Genomic DNA, 17,587 nt, shown 5'->3' on the forward strand with positions numbered 1-17,587 from the left:
AAAATTACACTCGTACTGTATTTGTCGGTTAGTTGACATGAAAAATTTAGGTTAAACTCCTTTTTTGTGTCGAAAGGCAAACAAAAAAAGCTGACCACGGAGTAGTGTAACTACTTCAAGGTCAGCTTTTTGGTTCATCTATTTTAAAATTTGCTTATACTCCGCTTTGAACGCCAGCCTCTGCTTTAAGCTTCTCAGCTTTGTCAACGCGTTCCCAAGGAAGATCAACATCCGTACGACCGAAGTGGCCGTATGCAGCTGTTTGTCTGTAAATTGGACGACGTAGATCAAGCATTTTGATAATGCCAGCTGGACGAAGGTCAAAGTTGCTAGTGATAAGGTCAACGAGCTTATCTTCGCCAATTTTACCTGTTCCATAAGTATCCACGTTGATCGATACAGGTTGAGCTACACCAATAGCGTATGCCAATTGGATTTCGCATTTGTCTGCAAGTCCTGCAGCTACGATGTTCTTAGCTACGTAACGAGCAGCATAAGCCGCTGAACGGTCAACCTTTGTAGGATCCTTGCCGGAGAATGCGCCGCCGCCATGACGAGCGTAGCCGCCATACGTATCAACGATTATTTTACGGCCCGTCAAGCCTGCATCACCTTGAGGTCCGCCGATAACGAAACGGCCAGTTGGGTTGATGAAGTATTTAGTATCTGCATCAAGCCATTCAACAGGAACAACTGGCTTGATAACATGCTCAAGAATATCCTGTTGGATTTGCTCAAGCGTAATTTCTTCCGCATGCTGAGTAGAAACAACAATCGTATCAACGCGGACTGGTTTGCCATCTGCATATTCGATTGTAACTTGCGTTTTACCGTCAGGACGAAGGTAAGCAAGCGTTTCGTTCTTACGAACTTCAGACAAGCGGCGTGCAATACGGTGCGACAGAGCGATTGGAAGCGGCATAAGCTCAGGTGTTTCGTTCGTAGCAAAACCGAACATAAGACCTTGGTCGCCAGCGCCGATATCTTCGTTCTCTTGCTTCATGTCCTTGCCATCACGAGTCTCAAGCGCAGCGTTAACGCCTTGCGCAATATCAGCCGACTGCTCATTAAGCGATGTCAATACTGCACATGTGCTGGAGTCAAAACCATATTTGGCGCGTGTATAGCCAATTTCTTTAATAGTACGGCGCGCGATTGCTGAAATATCAACATAATCCGCGCGGCTGCTAATTTCACCAATTACCAAAACAAGACCTGTAGCGACAGAAACCTCACAAGCGACACGCGCGTGTGGATCAGCTTCAAGGAATGCATCTAAGACAGCATCGGATATTTGATCACAAATCTTATCCGGATGGCCTTCAGTTACTGATTCCGATGTGAACAAGTGGCGTCCTTTAACCGACATCCATATCAACCTCCTACAACCTCAATATGAAATAAGTGCGAACATTCTACACAAAAAATGAACCTTTTCCCGGAGGAAAAGGTTGTTTGACAACTCTTCTAAGACAGTATGATACCTAAAATGTCGCATTGTGTCAATGGAAGTCGGGATTTACACAATATGTTAGTAACCACCAAGCACCGATTCTGCTTGTGCGATCAACCTTTTTGTAATCTCTCCACCCACTGAGCCAGCTTGCCGTGTAGACAAGGCTGACCAATGCACGCTTTGACCTCCTGTGCCTCCAGAGGACGCTCCAAGCTCGCCGGCAAATTCAGTATCTGCACCAGTGCCTGCATAGGCTCCTGAAGTTAATCCAAATTCTGCTGCGATTTCATACTTCAATTGATTAAGCGCTGCTTTACTTTGTTGCACTACCACTTTATTCGAACGACTCATAAAATGACACCTCCAAATGAATGTAAAACACATATGTATTGTGCGTTGATCCATCATTTTTGAAGCGTATAATCTATTGTCAGTTCGGGTAAAATGTAGAGCATCTAACCATATTATTGCAATGTATAGCTTCCTTTTACCAATACAGTAAGACCGTTCTTCTGATTTGGATCAGGAAGGATGCCTCGACCTTCACGCGGGAACAATAACAAATGGTTCGTAGGAACAGCTTTGCCTTTCGTCAAATCAGTACCGCCTGTAAGATCGGCAATACCGCTGGCGTCAGAGCTATATGCAATGGCTTTGCCTACGCGTACAATGACCTCAGTGCCTTGTCCAGCCATTAACGTCTTCCCAGCGGGAACAGTTACTACTTCTAACGCTGACTCTGCAACTGGCGTAGTACCGCCGCCAGGGGTGCCACCGCCCAATTTTGCAAGCTGCTCGTCCACATAACTTTTGGTGACCACTGGATCTTCTACGGAGCCTGGTGTGAGTGCATTGGACTCTGCTTCCAATGAGTTAGGACGCAAAATGCCAAGCCATACTCCAAGCATCACTAATAGCGCTGCTACTGATAAGCGTACTGCTAGTTTCTTCAAAATAATTGCTCCTTTCAGAAAAACATCGGATATCCTTTGTTAAAGATATCCGATGTTTATTGTATAAGTCTAGACTTTTTATGGTTTTTATTACGAAACTGGACTCACATTTGCATCCGCCCAGTTTGTGAATGCAGACCACTGGATCTTTTTCGAAACAATTTTAGATTTCGATCCGTTAAGCTCCTCATAAATATTCAAAGTAACAGAGCTTGAGACTCTTGTTAAATCTTCATTTATTTCGGTATAGTTGCTTCCCGTTTTCAAACTGTATTTTGCGCCAGCAGTAGTTGTATCAATCTCTAATGGAGTTGAGTAAACCGTTGTATTTGTCGATTCATCTTCAAAAGCAAGCGTTAATTTCTTGCTGCTGTATCCATCGTAGGCAAGATTGCGCTCAATTTGTGAAGAGATATCCACATCAAGAGATTTGCCATCTAAATAAGCAACAAGCGACTTAATATTAATGGTATATGGACCAACATGAATATCGTTGAAATTGTTTGAAATCTCTTTTTGTACAGGCAAAGCAAATTTCGCAGCATTGAAGTAACCAAGTGCGGCTCCCTCGCCGGCGATTAATCCTTTTTCATTATATGCTAATCCAAGCATCAAGCTCGCATTATTCAAATCAATATCCTTTGGCACTTCAGCTGTAATAATGACTTGCTCTTTTTTACTAGGGTTGATCAAATTCGTTGTTTTAATCATTTTCGTATCAAAAATGGTGCCGGTAGCTGACTGCAAGTAACCTGCCCAATTAGAAGTTAATTTAGCTCTGTCCTGAAGATTAGAGAAATCCATATAAATGGCATAGGTGTTTTTGTATTCGCCTTGGAATAGTCGTACGTCTGTTACAGTCGCCGACATTTTTTCTCCATTGTCGTTAATGTTGTAGGTTGAACCCACTGCAATTGTAGAAGGATTAACTGCATCTTTCGTAATTAACGATGCAAGCTCTGTTTTTGTTTCTCCTTCTGTTTTAAACAGCTTGAATTTAAGATTGCTTACTTTAATGGAACTAGCTACGGAACCATAATAATACAGCGTTACTGATTGTTTAGCTGGAATCGATAGCTGTGTAGTCAAAGGAAGCTCTTTAGTTGTTACCTCTGCACTGTTGTCTACGTAAAATACGCCATCAATTTTCGGAATTGGAGCTGTTTTAGCGCCTTTGTTCGTTATTGTCAATTTACCAATGATATTGTCATCAGATGCCCATGCATACTTCTGAATGGAGCTGATTGTATAATCGTATACATAATCTCCATTAATATATTCGTAATGGTTTGAGCCAACAGTTGTAGTTGGTTGTTTTACTTGCAGCTTGAATTGAGCCAAGCCGATATTAATGCTCGCTGCAGCTTCTCCTACAGATTGTGCTACTACGATATTCATATCCGTTGTATCAATCTTAGTCGGCAACTCTACTGAAAGTTTCAGCCTTTCCAAGATCAATGGCCGGAGAACAACTTCCTGAGAAGTAGCCGAAGACAGCTTCAAAGGATAAAGCGCTCCTGTTTTCGTTTGCAAATAGAAATTGAAATTGGGAACAGTAAGACTAAAATTGTTTGTATTTCTCATGAGCAGCTCGATATTAACGACTTTATTTTCGCCGCCAACGGAAACGGTTGATTTATCAACACGTACGTTTACCAAGTTGTTGCTAATTTTAACAGCTTTATAACCATTTACTTTAACAGCTGTCGAATAATTAGCAGGAAAATTAAAAGAAGCGACATTTGTCTCATAACCTGCTACCGAGAAGTCAAATTTGATCACTCTCAAAATCAGGTTAGTAAGCTTAATATTGTTTGGTACTTCACCGTAATAAGTTAAGGTAACGGTAGATTTAGGCTGTACTTTCTTCTTTGTTTTGTCTGTTTCAATAAGTGCTAAGTTATATTTATTACCGCTTGTTGATGATAATCTTGCCCAGTAATCCACTAAATTAATAGAAGTAGTACCACCATTGTAAAAAGTTAAAGTGAAACTGGCTGTATTCCCTTTGCTGCTAGGCATAAGATTAGCGCTATCCAATTGTACATAGGATTGCTTATTTATATATACCTGTTTGCTTGTACTTGCATTTGCTGCAACAGCAGCTTGTGCGCCCGCTGAAATCAACAAAGAGAAAACCAGCAATAGGGCTAGTACACCTATACTCCTTTTCTTTTGCTTGCGAATAACTCTCTGCATCATGATCACTCCGCTTCATAATTATGTACAACTTTATAGACGCATACTCTAACCAATAAGTTTCGTGCTTTTTAATTATATCACTAAAATATGTATGGAATATGAACAAAAAAATCGGGTTCTCGAAATTCGAGAACCCGATTTTTGTCTTGCACTAATTACTCCGAGGAGTTATTAGCCTTTTTTGATAACAAGAACGGAAACTTCTTTGTTGTTACCAAGGAATTTCTCTGTGTCAGCTACGAATACGTTATAAGCGTTATCGCCAGCATCACCAGCAAGTTGAGCAGCAACTACGTCTGCGATCGAACCAAGAACAACATTGTTGTCTTTGTCGATTACATATACAACGGAGTTAGCAGACAGTGCATAGCTTCCAGTCAAACCACTAACTTCAAATGTGTTGTAGTTCAAGTTAGCAGCAGTGAAGTTATTGTTAGCAGTAGCTGTTTTTTCATAAACAACAGTTACGCCATCGTATTTAGTGGAAGCTGTTGTACCGTCACCGTTATCTTTGTCGTAAAGTTTAACGATTACGTTGTTGTCAGCTTTTTTGCCATTCAATGCGTCGTATACAACACCTTGGATAGCGATTTCTTTGTCAGTTCCGTTAACATTCAACGTTACTGAGTAAGTGGATCCAGACACTGTATCAGCAGTGTTTTTGCTTACACTTACAAATTTACCAGCTACTGTTGGAAGTGCATTTTCAGCAGCTTCAAGATCTTTGATAAGAACGATGTAAGTAGCGTTATAACCACTAGCATCAGTTACAACAAATGCAACGTCAGCTTTAGTTACTTTAGCGATATCGCCCTTAACAACTTTAGCATCGGATTTAACTTTACCAGCGTTAAGAACGCCAGTTGCATCAAGTACTACAGTGTTGCCGTTAATTGCATAGTTACGAGTTGTAGTACCGTTTTTAAGAGTCAAAGAAGTATCGGATTTAGCATCTACAGTAGTAACAGCAGTTTCGATGTTACCAGCGTTTTTAGATGTGTCGATACCAGTTACTGTAGAACCGTCAAAAGTCAAAGTTACAAATTCACCAATTTGAGCTGTGTAGTTTTTAGCTACATCAAGGTTAACTGTAATGATTTTGTCTTCTTTAACGGAGTAGTATTTAAGAACATCACGATCTGCAAGAATTCCGTCAACGATAACTTTTGCGTCGTTAGTGTAACCAAGAACGATAGCAAGGTTGTTATCAGCTGCACCTGGAGTTACAACCGTGAACTTAACGATTGCTTTGTCTTTGTTCAAGAACAATTTGTACTCGCCACCGTTAACAAGTGTAACACCGATAGCTTTGTACTTCTCACCGTTTACAGTGTAGAAAGTGTCAGAGTTAACTTGGCTAATGTTAGTTACTTTACCAGTAACAACGTTACGAGTAGCGTTAACTTCACTTGCTACAGATTTAGAGTTACGAGCAACTTCAAGCACGTCATCAGCAGCAAGATCAGTTACCGCTTTAACTTCACCGTTAATTGTAACAACAGTGTTGTCGTTCACGATGCTGAAACCACCAGTGTGAGTGATACGAGCGTCAGAAGAAGCTGTTTTAGCTACGTAAGAAACGAACAATGCGTTTGTTGGGTTGTACTCTTTAGCTACAACTGCACGAGCTGAACCGTCTTTGTTAAGGTAAACATTAACAGTAGCGCCACTTGCGATTGTACCACGGTTTTCAACAGCAACAACGTCACCGTTTTTGAAGAAATCAGTTACGCCATAAGTAGTCGAAGCAACAGTGTTAACTGTGTAAGATTTAACATCGCTACCCACTTTAACGAATACTTTACCTGCATCAGCGCCAGAAACTGTAGGAGCTGCATTCAAAGTACCAGTTACAGTGTTTTCAGATGCTTGAGCATCAGTCAAAGCAAGAACTTTACCGTTTTTGTCAAGAAGAGCAACAACATCACGGCCGATCAATTGGGAAAGTTTTTTGCCGCCAGTAACGATGAAGTTAGCAGCAGTGGACTCCCATTTGTCGTTAAGTTCTACTTGACCTTTGGAATCAAGGGAACCTGCAGTAAGTACACGATCAATTGTGGAACCTAGTTTAGAAATCAAGATAACGTTTTTGCCTTCTTTTACAACATTGTATTGATCGCCATCAGCATTGTAAGCTACTAGCTCTTTTTGCAATGTGTTAGAAGTGATTTGTGCAACGATTGCACGAGTTGCAAGCGTACCAGGCGTAATTTCTACTTTGCTAAATAGACCAAGGTCTTCAGCTTTTACTAGTACGTTATAAGGCCATGCTCCAGGAAGCTTAGCATCTTTGTAACCAAGTGCACGAGTCAAGATTGCTGTAACTTCTTCAAACTTGATGTTGTCGCTTGGACGGAAGTTGCCGTTGAAACCTTGGATGTAACCTTTAGTAGCAGCTACGTTGATGTAGCCAGTGTACCATTGGTTTGTTTTAACGTCTTTGAAAGTGGATTTAACGGATTGCATCAATGTTGCAGCGCCGCCGCTTCCTGTAGCTTCAACAACGATTTTCGCTAGTTCTGCGCGAGTAATTTTGTTGTCTGGCTTGAAAGTACCATCTTCATAACCTTTGATGATTCCTAGTGCGGAAAGTTCTTCGATTGCTGATTGTTGCGGTTTGCCCACAACATCAGACGGTGTTGCTGCAAAAGCTGTAAGAGATGTTGGAAGTACTAGCGCTGCCGCCAATACAAATGCTGCTATTTTTTTCTTCATAACCTTTATTTCTCCTCCTCTAAATACATGCGGTTGTTGAGAGTTTTGTTTAAATAGTGAATTGCTCTTTTCCCTCATAGCCGATTCACCCCCTTTCCAGAGTTGAGCATAGATTTGATATAAATGATGTCTACGATCACGATAAACCCATTTGTAAAATCATGTCGTAGAAACTTGTAAAAAAAGCTAGAACAATGCTAGAGTCACGGCACCACTATAACATTATACAATGGGCGCGCCGTACCGTAAAGAGGAAGTTGAGAATTCATTCCAATTTGTTACCAGCAAGAGTAGGTCTAGCGCATCAAATCATGTGTTTGTTACAACGTCATGTATTTAAACGCACGCGACAGTGAAAAGTTGCGATGATCTTAAAAAAACTTTTAAAGTTTTTTTCGTTCGTCTTTTTTCTCACTTATGTACTCCATCTGTATACCTTACAGATTACTTTGTAAGTATAGCTTGTTTTCATAGATAGCGTCGATGCTAAAGTTTTTCCATGGATAATGTTTCTCTTTATTGAGAGTGATAAAAACAGACCGGCTCGAATGCCGGTCTGTTAGGGCTTCTTACTTGCTATAGATATTAGGCAGCTTCTTCAAATCAGCCATTACTCTAGCCATTATTATGGCAGCGTCGCTGCGAAGCAGTTTTGCTTTGGGTTCGAATACAGATCCGGATTTTGGATTGCTTGGATCAATTAAGGATCCTTGGATAAAACCTTTTTTCTGAATAGCGATGACCGCTGGTATTGAATAATAGTCAAAGTTACCGGAATCTTTGAACGTTTTATCAAGCGTTGCTTTTGCTTTTTTCGCATCTGTCTCCAGCTTCAGGTTCAGAGCCCTGGCCAAAACAACCGATGCATCTTGACGGGATAAATCTATATCTTCATCGAAGAATCCTGGTCTTGTGCCCCTTACAAACCCTGCACGTGCCGCTGTTTCGATATAACGATAATCATAAATGGCATTTGCGTTGCTTGCATTTGTGATTGTTTCTGGATAATAAGAGAAATGCATAGCCCCGCCATAATTCATAGGAATGTCTAATGCGCGAATGATCATACGCGTGAATTCACCGCGGGTTACATAACGATCGGCACCAAAAACACCAATCGGATCAACAGCATTCATAACGCCTTTTGAATAAATAGCCTCCATAGCCTCACGAGCATAAGGGTGGTCATTAATATCGTTATATCCACGAGTTAGTTTAACTGCAACATAATAGCCGAATTTTGTAAATGGAACCGTAATCGTGTGCTTCTTCTCATCTACGACACCGCCAATATTTTCCCATGTACTATTGTAAGGGTCAAAGCGGAATACCGTTATTGTTGTACCCGCGCTTTGCGAAACATTGCTGTCGTAAGATAGCGTAAGCTTACCCGGTGCGGTTGGAGCTAGCTCAAGTCCGAATTTATTCCAGCGTTTAGCAAAACTATCCGTTGCTTTCCCTACAATGTTTGGAAACGGGAACGGGTCTGTTCCTGTAGTCACAGGATCAAATGCAGGTGAGCTTGGATCTGGATTATCCGCTTGTCCGCCATCTATCCAAAATAGCGGGCTCGCCTTAATGAATTGTCTGGCTTGATCTTGGAATCTAAATCCAATATGCAGGTTGCCTTCAGCCAAGCTATTTGCTGAATAGTTAGGCGGCTGGCTTTCGAATTCGTGACGGTCAACGATTCCATCATTTGGATTTGCAATAGCAAACAAGATGTCATTGCCGTTATAAACTTGTCCCGAATAATTGGTAGAAGAATTATATGACGGACGTACCAGCTTGCTGTTCTTGGCAAATGCTAGGACAAGGTTGCCATCAAATACTTTATGAGAGCTTTGCATCTTCTGAAGATACTGTGCGCCTGGAATATTTGCCGGCTGATAGACCATTTTAAAGGAATCGTTAATTTTATCCTGTCCGCGCGTAATGGTGAATTTAATATCAGTATCCTTATTCGGTTTCAAATCCTTCACCGTGATGCTGAAAGCATCAATGAATTGCGGCGTGCTTTGACTATAGTCAATGAATTTCACTTTTTTGGCAACTTCTTTGCCAATTAGTAGTGTGTCAGCTCCTGGTGAAGCTATCACGACTTCGACGAAATTCTGGTTAGTCGTGCGCTTTTCAACAAGCGGTGCCAAAATGGAGTATGGAATTGATGTGGAATCAATCTCCATTCGATAGGTTGCCCTAGGGCCTGCCTCGCCGCTATTGAAAACGGTCATCGAATATACTTGAGAGCTTCCATCCTCAGGCATTTTTTGGTTAATGATTTTAAAGTAAAAGTATTGACCTTCTACGTCATAGAAGAAATCTACTTTAGCATCTCCATTAGATACGTTTTGGCCAGAACCGCTATTGTACGGAACTGTTGCATAAGCCGGCAATGGCACCCCTTTTTTGGTAGGCGTAAATTCCTTCGTCAGATCCCATTTTATATCTGATTTCCAGTTCGGTGAGGATATTCTAATAATGTATTGACCTTGAGTTGTTCCCAAATTCGTATGACCATTGCTAAAAGAAGTTTCCCCTCCAAGGTCAACGAAATCAAATGTGCCATAAACATTCAAACGAGCTTCTTTAGTCGTATAGATGCTTCCTTGTTTTGGAAAATTCGCATCGTTCGGCAGCGGTTGCGGCAGATTCGCGCTATATGGATACACTCCATCAGTTCCAGGAGCTGGGATGACTGGTAAGTTCGTCGGTACGACACTGAATTTAAAAGTATTCTCATAGTTATTTTTTTGCGTGCGGAAAACAAATTTAACTGTGTTCTCCCCTGCTTTATTAAGGATATTAAAAATAGTTGCTGCTGAGCCCGTTGGTTTAAACTTTGTTTTCACTACATCTGCAGTGAGCGGAATCTCGACATTATTAATGTAGAGGAATACAGACTGTCCCACACCACTGTAAACAACTTCCGACTCATTGGCTACATTAAATAATTGTCCGCTAAACATACCCAATCTATTTAACAAAATCGTTGGATCTGTCTCTCTTACCGAATCGTAATCAACCTTCATTCCTTCAACTAAAGTATTGAACTTCACGTAAGGTCCATACAATAATTTGGCAATGATTGTTTTTACTTCGCTTGTGCCGTTATTCAACTTGAAAGTGATTGAATTTGTTCCGGATGTTGGCAGCTTATTGATTTCAATAAACAACCGCAAAAACGGCGTTTGTTGGTTATTTACCGTACGGTAAACAATTTCGGAATGGTTAATTTGCGAAAAGCCGGAATCGGTATCCGCTTGTTTTTTCCCGTTTATCGTGAATAGGTCAGCGTAAGGGCTGGTAAGGCTGCCATAATTGCCGACCAATACTTCTACCCCCATTGGCATCGAATATACATTGACGCCGTCACTAGGAATATCTGTACCTTGCAATCCTTGAAGCCTTCCTGCATTTATAGGAGTAATCATGGAATGATCGTAGCCTGACAAATAATTGATATCGTAAATATAGGATTTCCCGCTATCACGTACGACAAATGGTATCCAATCCGAGCCTTGAAGAGTATTTGCATTGGGAGCAATAAAACGAATTTGATTGGATTGGTCATACGCTAGTGCAGGTAAATTATACTTGTAGGATACCGTAATGAATTTAGTTGTGCTATCAATGGTTCCTGGAGTAAATGTAACTGAGCCGGTAATCGGACTTGCAGATGTTGCTGCTGATGCTCCTTGTTTCAGTTCCATGCTTAACATTTTTTCAAGATTAGCTGCGGATACGGTAACGGTTTCGGCTTTATCTCCGTCACCATCGATGTCCGTCACATCATATAAAGGAAGCGGCAATATCACATTGCCGGATACTTGGATTGCGTCAGCTGTAATGGCGTCAGAAGAGAAGTTCAAATTCGGCTCCAAAGCAGCCGTTTGTGTATTTCTTGTCATCTTCAAATCATAAAACGTTACTTCACCGTTATAGAAGGCAACCTCGCGTGTTGTTTCCACCACTTGACCATTGTTGTGGACTTTCAAAACAATGGTATTGATCCCCTTCTGTATGCTCAGCAAAGAGGTGCTAAACCGGCTATCGCTAGTAGAATTAGAGACATTGAATTCGTAGCTTCTACCATTAATAACTACTGTTATTTTCTGCGCATTTGGCGCTTTACCAGAAATAACGATCTCCCCGTTTTGGATAACAACAGGCGCCGTTGAATAAAGCATAGTCGGTTGATCTTCCGGCATTGCATAGTCTTTGTTCTCAAACGTCGTTTTTAGATCATAAAGCATAGGACTGTTGCGATACTCAATATAGATAGATTCGCTGACCGTAGATGTGCCTGCGATTCCTTTGAACGTTATCTTATTTAGACCAGGAAAGAGAGTTAGGTTAGAAATCACGATGCTGTTATCCCCACTGGATGTGGAGATGCCCGTTGTGATCTCTTCTGTTGTGTTCGTTTCTTTTTCTGTAGTTCCGTTTAGAGTAATTTGTTTTACATTGTAGCTGATTGAATTACCAACAACTCCGTTAATCGTACCCTCGAGCCTTACGGATTGACTGGATACAATGCGTGCACTTCCCGCTGATGCATTTTCGTTGGAAAATAGAAAATAAGAGCCTGCAGCCATAGCTGGCTGAGAGTTACCGAACGGCGGCAACAATGTAATCAACAATGCCAGCGTAAGCGCTAATGAAAGTATTCTTTTCAAAACAATGTTCCTCCTTTATGTATATGACGAGCATGGGTATTTGAGTATGAGATGAACAGACGACAGTGCTACTTGCTTCCGAATAAACCTTCCTCCCTTTTCCTCTTTAGCCAGCTTTCGAGCATTGCAGCAAGATACGCTGACCGCAGAAAAGTTCTGTATTGTAGTTATCGGTTTTTGGCTTCCATTTTTTTAGTGAAATGAGCAATTTAGCACAAAAAAAAGAGCCCTGATTCCCTTACGGAGTCAGAGCCCTTGATTATTTGGATCTGGATTCAGCATCAACCTTGAGCCGAAGCCTCATTCGGTTTAAAAAGTTTATTAGCGGCCTGCGCGTTTTGTCTACGATTCCGGTTACCTCTGCCCCGATTTGGAGGAAGAACATCAGCAAGCAAATGACGGCGAAGGTGATCCAGTTCGCAGCGCTTGATTGCACGACTGCCGATTGCACGATAGCCAAAGCGCCGAATATCGCTGCAACTCCCCATATGATCAAGACGGTGCGGCGGTGGCTAAAGCCGAGGTCGCGCAGCCTGTGATGCAAGTGGCCTTTATCCGGTGCGAAAATCGGGCGTTTGTTCACCCAGCGGCGAACGATTGCGAAGAAGGTATCCGAAAGCGGTACGCCGATAATAAGAAGCGGCGTTACAAACGATACGATCGTCACTTGCTTGAATCCAAGCATCGAAAGCGTTGCTAGGCTAAAGCCGAGAAACAGCGAGCCGGAGTCGCCCATAAATATTTTTGCGGGATGGAAGTTGAATACGAGAAACCCTACGATTCCTCCAAGCAGCAGCGTGCTTAGCAGGATAACCGGTTGGAAGCCCATCAGCGATGCCATCACGACGATCGTTGCGATTGCAATGCCGGATACTCCGGCAGCGAGCCCGTCTAGGCCGTCGATCAAGTTAATCGCATTCGTGACGCCAACGATCCATAGAATCGTGAGCGGAATGCTGATCCAGCCGGCGATCGGCTGCATCGTTTCGCCGAACGGAATGTTCAGCAGGTCAATCTTTACGTTAAAGCCGAACACGACAACGCATGCTGCCGCGACTTGGCCTAGAAGCTTAACTTTTGCCGACAGCTCGAAGCGGTCGTCGAATGCTCCTAAAATAATGATCATCGTACCGCCGACTAGCAGCGCGTTGATCATATTCGAATCTTGAGGGCGAAGCAGTCCCTCCGGAATAAATGGCGACAGTATAAAAAATGCGCCTACGAATGCAATATAAATAGCTAGACCGCCAAGACGCGGCATAATGCGCGTATGTACCTTGCGGTGGTTTGGTTTGTCTATTGCGCCAACTTTAAATGCGAACTTCTTAACAAGCGGCGTCATCGCAATGGCAAGTACTAGAGCGATTATGAACCCAATTGAATACAGCAAGCCAACCGGCATGTGTGCAACTCCCCTTTTTTCTCTACCGAAGTGAATTATACTCCGATTGAAAAAGAAACTCCAACTCCGTTTTCAACCAATTTTCATGGTTTTAACGAGATTTTCACGGTGTAGGCCTAGGTTTTGTTACGTTTTCTTTGTCGCGAAGCACTTTCACTACGAATTTCGGCAAAACAAGCATTCTTTTGTATCTTTTTGGCTCTTGAAGCAAGCGATAAAACCATTCCAGCCGAAGTTTTTGGAAAAGAACAGGGGCTCGTTTCAGTTTGCCAGACACAACATCAAAGCTGCCGCCGACGCCCATGATAAGAGGCACGTCTAGTTTTTTCTTAAACTTAACAATCCACGGCTCCTGCGTATCTGCTCCTCGGGCAACGAACAATAAGTCCGGCGCTGCCTCGCGGATCGCAGCTACCACTTCCTCGTCCTGCTCCGGTCCAAAAAATCCGTTTCGGTAGCCAACGATCCGCACCTGCGGATACTGCAGCTGCAGCTTCTCGGCTGCCGCTTCAATAACCTCCTGCGAAGTCCCGAGCAGATAGGCTTTCCATTTGCGCGATTCGCCCTGCTGCAATAGCCGGTGCAAAAGATCAAATCCCGTCACTCGCTCGGCTACCGGATGGCCAACATATTTAGCTGCCCATACGACGCCTGCGCCATCGGGGACAATAAGGTCCGCACGGCGCATCATTGCGCTGTAATTCGAATCCTCGACCGCGGACATGATCATGATTGGATTAGCTGTAATGACGTGGGTTACGCGTCTCTCTTCGATAGCTGTTGTTAAATAATCAACCGTCTCATCCATGCTGGCTTTCGAGAACGGAATGCCGTATATCGGCACAGTCGGTAAACGTTTCGACAAGAGGAACTCACCTCGATATGTTATGACGCAATAAATTTACGATTTGTTGCGCCGGTTTTTGCGATTGTTGTTTTAAAAGGTCGATTGCAGGCTTATGCTTCGCTTGCCAGCCAGCCTTGTCCGCCAGCAGCGAGCTTGCCGCGTCTGCAAAAGCTTCGGCATCCAGCGACTCCGTCGTGCCGATTGCACTTAGCCCTAATCGATTCAGAAACTGATCGATTTTGGGATCGTATGAGAGGCCAAGCATGGGAACCATTTGGCCTGCTGCATAGATGAGCGCATGGAGGCGCATGCCGAACAAAGCGTCGCACCGGCTGACCTCAAGCAGCATTTGCTGCGGGTCGTCGCCGGGGGCGGCCAGCTCGGCGGTGGAGCCGGAGCCGAGCCTGCCGCGCAGCCGTTCCATCACCTGCTCCGACGTTTCTTGGTCGGAGGGGGTGTGGAACGGCAGGAAGCGCAGCCGGACAGGCATGCGCTTCGACAGCGCGACTAGCGCTTCGACGGCGCGGGCGAGATCGGCGCCGTCGCTGCGCCAGTGGCGCAGCGACACGCCGACTAGCGGCGGAGCTTCCGCACTTGGTGGAGCCGAGGCTTGCCCGGCCTGCAAGCTGAGCTGAACTTCAGCATGCGCGCCTCCCGGCAGCGGCAAGCCCATAACCGGATCGGGAACAACCTCGATCTGCTCCGCCGGAACGCCAATTCGTCCCAGCAAAGCAGCGGATTCTGCATCGCGTACGGATACATACGCGCTGCGCTTCATGACGCTGCGGATGAGAGGGTCCATCCAGCGGCGATTCACAGGGCCAATTCCCTGCGAATATGCAAATGTAGGCTTGCCAAGCATCTGTGCGAGCTTCATGACTCCCGTATAATAAGGAATCGTTTTGGCGCTGGTAGCATCCTGCAAGAGACTGCCGCCTCCGCTAATCAGACCATCGCTGCCCCGCAGCGCTTTCCATAAATCAGCTGGGTGCATTCGCCTTACGGATTCAACGCCATACATCTGGCTTGTCCACGCTGGATCAGCCGACAGGACGATCGGTTCAATCCGAACGCCCTGCGCCGCTCCTTCTTCCTCCAATGCAAGCAATATCGATCTGAGCACCGCTTCGTCACCGCTATTGCTGAAGCCATAATAGCCCGATATTACTATTCGACGAATTTGCGAACGATTGCCGGTGCCCATTTACGTATTGCCCCTTCCACGATCTGCCATGCCACGATCAAAATACAGCCTATAATTGCGCCTACACCCAATCCGAGCAGTACTCGAATGATTGAAATGTAGAGCGGCGTATGAAGATGCGCGAACGTATCAACCATCGACAGCTGTCCAATCGAGCCGATAATGATAAGCAGCCATGCTGCGCGGTATCTCAGCGATAGGAAAAGTCCCAGCAGCAATAGCGGATGCGCGAGCAAGAACTCTTTGAAGCGCGGCCGCACGCCAACGGTTGATTCCAAAAAGCGGCGAATAACCAGCTCAATGGACGATACTTGTCCGCTGTTGCCTGTACGAGACAGATAGTAGTAGCCGATGATTCCGATCACTGCCGCCAAAATAATCCATGTCAACGTTATTGGCTTCGTAAGCAGTGCTTTCAATCTACCCACAGTAATCTGACTGTTGTATAGCAACACATAGATAGCAACGAGTGCTATAGGTGCCAAATGAAGCAAGCCCACACCTCTGAATTGCTCCAGCTTCAAATTGTACGTAATGTTATTCAACAATCCGAATAAAATAGGAACGGCCATTAGCGAGATCAATGTAGCTACGATAAACCAGTTCAACGCCAGTCCAAAACGCCTTCCCGTGGACAATGCAGGGAACAGCCATTTCATGCGGGAGCCATTCTCATAGATGGCGCCTGGCTGTGGAGCTTGTCCTTGCTGGCTGCGGCCCACAGACCAATTAGGTCCGCCAATGACGCGCCGATCGCCAACCGTACGGGCATAAATCCGGTTCATCACCCATACAAGCGCGAGCGTAGGAGCTGCGATTGCCGCACCTAGAGCAAGCCCTTGCTCCATGATCGAGCTATTGAGCTTATACAAGCCTGCGCTTCCGACAAGGCCGATTGCAAAGACTGGAATATATACGCCGGGAATGAACGCGCCAACCAGCAAGGCGATGAGAGCAATTGCACCCAAGGCAACCACTGCCCGCACCGGCTTATTCCATGATGGCGGATCATAGTCGAACGGTTTTGGCGTACCTGGCGTAAAGCCATCCTTCGAAAGCTTCGCGACCACGCCGTCTTCTGCGCTCATCGCTTCTGCAAGCCTGTCCAAGGAATGAACGACTTTAGCTTTTTCGGTATTTGACTCTACCATGCCGTTAATGAAAAACATACGGATATTCCGGTCTTTTGCCGCCAAAAGAAAACGGTCCGAAATCGCGCTTGTCGTCATGGTCATCCCATCGGTCTCCGACAAGGAATATAACCTTACTGCATTATAGTTTGTAATATATGCTAATTTATTTATGCCTTCTTGCGGTTTTTTTAAATTTTCGATTACGGCAACGCCCATATCGTATTTTTTTAACAGCTCGCCGAATTTAGTAAGGCTGTTATCCGTCGCTTGATCGGATGCGCCCTTTACTTTATCGCCATCAAACAATACGCGATTTACGCCGTAGCCTTTTAAATTCGCAAGAACCTCTTCTGTATCCGCTTGGTTGTAAGGCTTAACGCGGTCAGAGAAACGCGGCAATATGCCTAGGCCTGCGTCGTGGATCGTTTGCAGCGACATCGGGTCAAAATCCAACGTTTTCATAATCGCTTCCGCAATCGGAATCTCAACGACAATGCCGTTGCGTCCGCCGAATGACCAATCGCTGTATACCGCTTCCGAACGATCGAATGCTTTGCGGACAATTGGCCCGATCAGCTCTTCTTCCTTAGGTCCACTAAATAAAATATAAGTAAAGTTCTGGCCGACAGCTTCAAACTTGCCTTGCAGCATGGCTGCATCCCTTGAGCTGTAATACGTCAATCTGCCCGATAATTGCAGTTCCTTAAGCGAGCTCTCATAGACGGCCATCGTCGTAATGCCGGATTCCTTCAGCAACGCTAGCTTCTCCGTCAGGAAAGATAGCGGCCTAGCCTGCTTCTCAGCTACCTCGGCAATATCCCGATAATCAAACACATACTCCACTTGCTTCGATGATTTCTCCATTTCCATACGGACGGCGCCGAGCGGCAATGCTGCCGCTACCCCTATTATTGCAATTACCCATAATACAAACCTTGCCCGCCGATTCCATTGCTGCCAACGTAAAAACACGTAATTCCTCCGTTCTAAACAGGT

At 44.4% G+C, this 17,587-nt stretch carries 10 protein-coding genes; all 10 read right to left on the reverse strand.

Annotated features, from left to right (window positions below; all coding sequences use genetic code 11):
* Nucleotides 1-154 precede the first annotated feature (154 nt).
* The 10 genes from metK to A7975_RS24885 all read right to left on the reverse strand — a co-directional run bounded on the left by metK (nucleotide 155) and on the right by A7975_RS24885 (nucleotide 17,563).
* Nucleotides 155-1,369, reverse strand: coding sequence for a methionine adenosyltransferase (gene metK, locus A7975_RS24840; protein ID WP_053373806.1), 1,215 nt, complete (start codon nucleotides 1,367-1,369; stop codon nucleotides 155-157).
* A 162-nt stretch (nucleotides 1,370-1,531) separates the two neighbouring features.
* A complete protein-coding gene (locus A7975_RS24845) occupies nucleotides 1,532-1,807 on the reverse strand; it encodes an alpha/beta-type small acid-soluble spore protein (protein ID WP_053373805.1) in 276 nt (91 codons plus the stop codon).
* 113 nt (nucleotides 1,808-1,920) lie between these two features.
* Nucleotides 1,921-2,409 carry a hypothetical protein gene (locus A7975_RS24850; RefSeq protein ID WP_255314540.1) on the reverse strand — a complete coding sequence of 163 codons (489 nt, stop codon included), beginning with the start codon at nucleotides 2,407-2,409 and terminating at the stop codon, nucleotides 1,921-1,923.
* 90 nt (nucleotides 2,410-2,499) lie between these two features.
* Nucleotides 2,500-4,611 (reverse strand): hypothetical protein, encoded by a 2,112-nt coding sequence (locus A7975_RS24855; protein ID WP_141680417.1) that lies wholly within the window; start codon nucleotides 4,609-4,611, stop codon nucleotides 2,500-2,502.
* Between the two features lie 171 nt (nucleotides 4,612-4,782).
* Nucleotides 4,783-7,404: an S-layer homology domain-containing protein gene (locus tag A7975_RS24860; protein ID WP_065386939.1), complete on the reverse strand. Its 2,622-nt coding sequence runs from the start codon at nucleotides 7,402-7,404 to the stop codon at nucleotides 4,783-4,785.
* A gap of 491 nt (nucleotides 7,405-7,895) precedes the next feature.
* A complete protein-coding gene (locus A7975_RS24865) occupies nucleotides 7,896-12,005 on the reverse strand; it encodes an S-layer homology domain-containing protein (protein ID WP_065386940.1) in 4,110 nt (1,369 codons plus the stop codon).
* A 259-nt stretch (nucleotides 12,006-12,264) separates the two neighbouring features.
* Nucleotides 12,265-13,407, reverse strand: a complete 1,143-nt coding sequence (locus A7975_RS24870) for a glycosyltransferase family 4 protein (protein ID WP_053373801.1) — start codon at nucleotides 13,405-13,407, stop codon at nucleotides 12,265-12,267.
* A 103-nt stretch (nucleotides 13,408-13,510) separates the two neighbouring features.
* Entirely contained in the window at nucleotides 13,511-14,215 is a 705-nt protein-coding gene (locus A7975_RS24875; protein WP_082198476.1) for a WecB/TagA/CpsF family glycosyltransferase, read from the reverse strand.
* 64 nt (nucleotides 14,216-14,279) lie between these two features.
* On the reverse strand, nucleotides 14,280-15,458 hold the full coding sequence (gene csaB, locus A7975_RS24880) for a polysaccharide pyruvyl transferase CsaB (protein WP_065386941.1): 1,179 nt from the start codon (nucleotides 15,456-15,458) through the stop codon (nucleotides 14,280-14,282).
* Nucleotides 15,422-17,563: a DUF5693 family protein gene (locus A7975_RS24885; protein ID WP_065386942.1), complete on the reverse strand. Its 2,142-nt coding sequence runs from the start codon at nucleotides 17,561-17,563 to the stop codon at nucleotides 15,422-15,424. The genes csaB and A7975_RS24885 overlap by 37 nt, the downstream gene beginning before the upstream one ends.
* Between the last annotated feature and the right edge of the window lie 24 nt (nucleotides 17,564-17,587).

The organism is Bacillus sp. FJAT-26390, from assembly GCF_001682865.1.
GTDB lineage: Bacteria > Bacillota > Bacilli > Paenibacillales > Paenibacillaceae > Pristimantibacillus.

What these genes read in the sequence shown, in the direction of transcription:
- metK (WP_053373806.1), bottom strand. Translation starts at nt 1,369, where the DNA reads ATGTCGGTTAAAGGACGCCACTTGTTCACATCGGAATCAGTAACTGAA.
- A7975_RS24860 (WP_065386939.1), bottom strand. Translation starts at nt 7,404, where the DNA reads ATGAGGGAAAAGAGCAATTCACTATTTAAACAAAACTCTCAACAACCG.
- csaB (WP_065386941.1), bottom strand. Translation starts at nt 15,458, where the DNA reads ATGGGCACCGGCAATCGTTCGCAAATTCGTCGAATAGTAATATCGGGC.
- A7975_RS24845 (WP_053373805.1), bottom strand. Translation starts at nt 1,807, where the DNA reads ATGAGTCGTTCGAATAAAGTGGTAGTGCAACAAAGTAAAGCAGCGCTT.
- A7975_RS24855 (WP_141680417.1), bottom strand. Translation starts at nt 4,611, where the DNA reads ATGATGCAGAGAGTTATTCGCAAGCAAAAGAAAAGGAGTATAGGTGTA.
- A7975_RS24875 (WP_082198476.1), bottom strand. Translation starts at nt 14,215, where the DNA reads ATGGATGAGACGGTTGATTATTTAACAACAGCTATCGAAGAGAGACGC.
- A7975_RS24870 (WP_053373801.1), bottom strand. Translation starts at nt 13,407, where the DNA reads ATGCCGGTTGGCTTGCTGTATTCAATTGGGTTCATAATCGCTCTAGTA.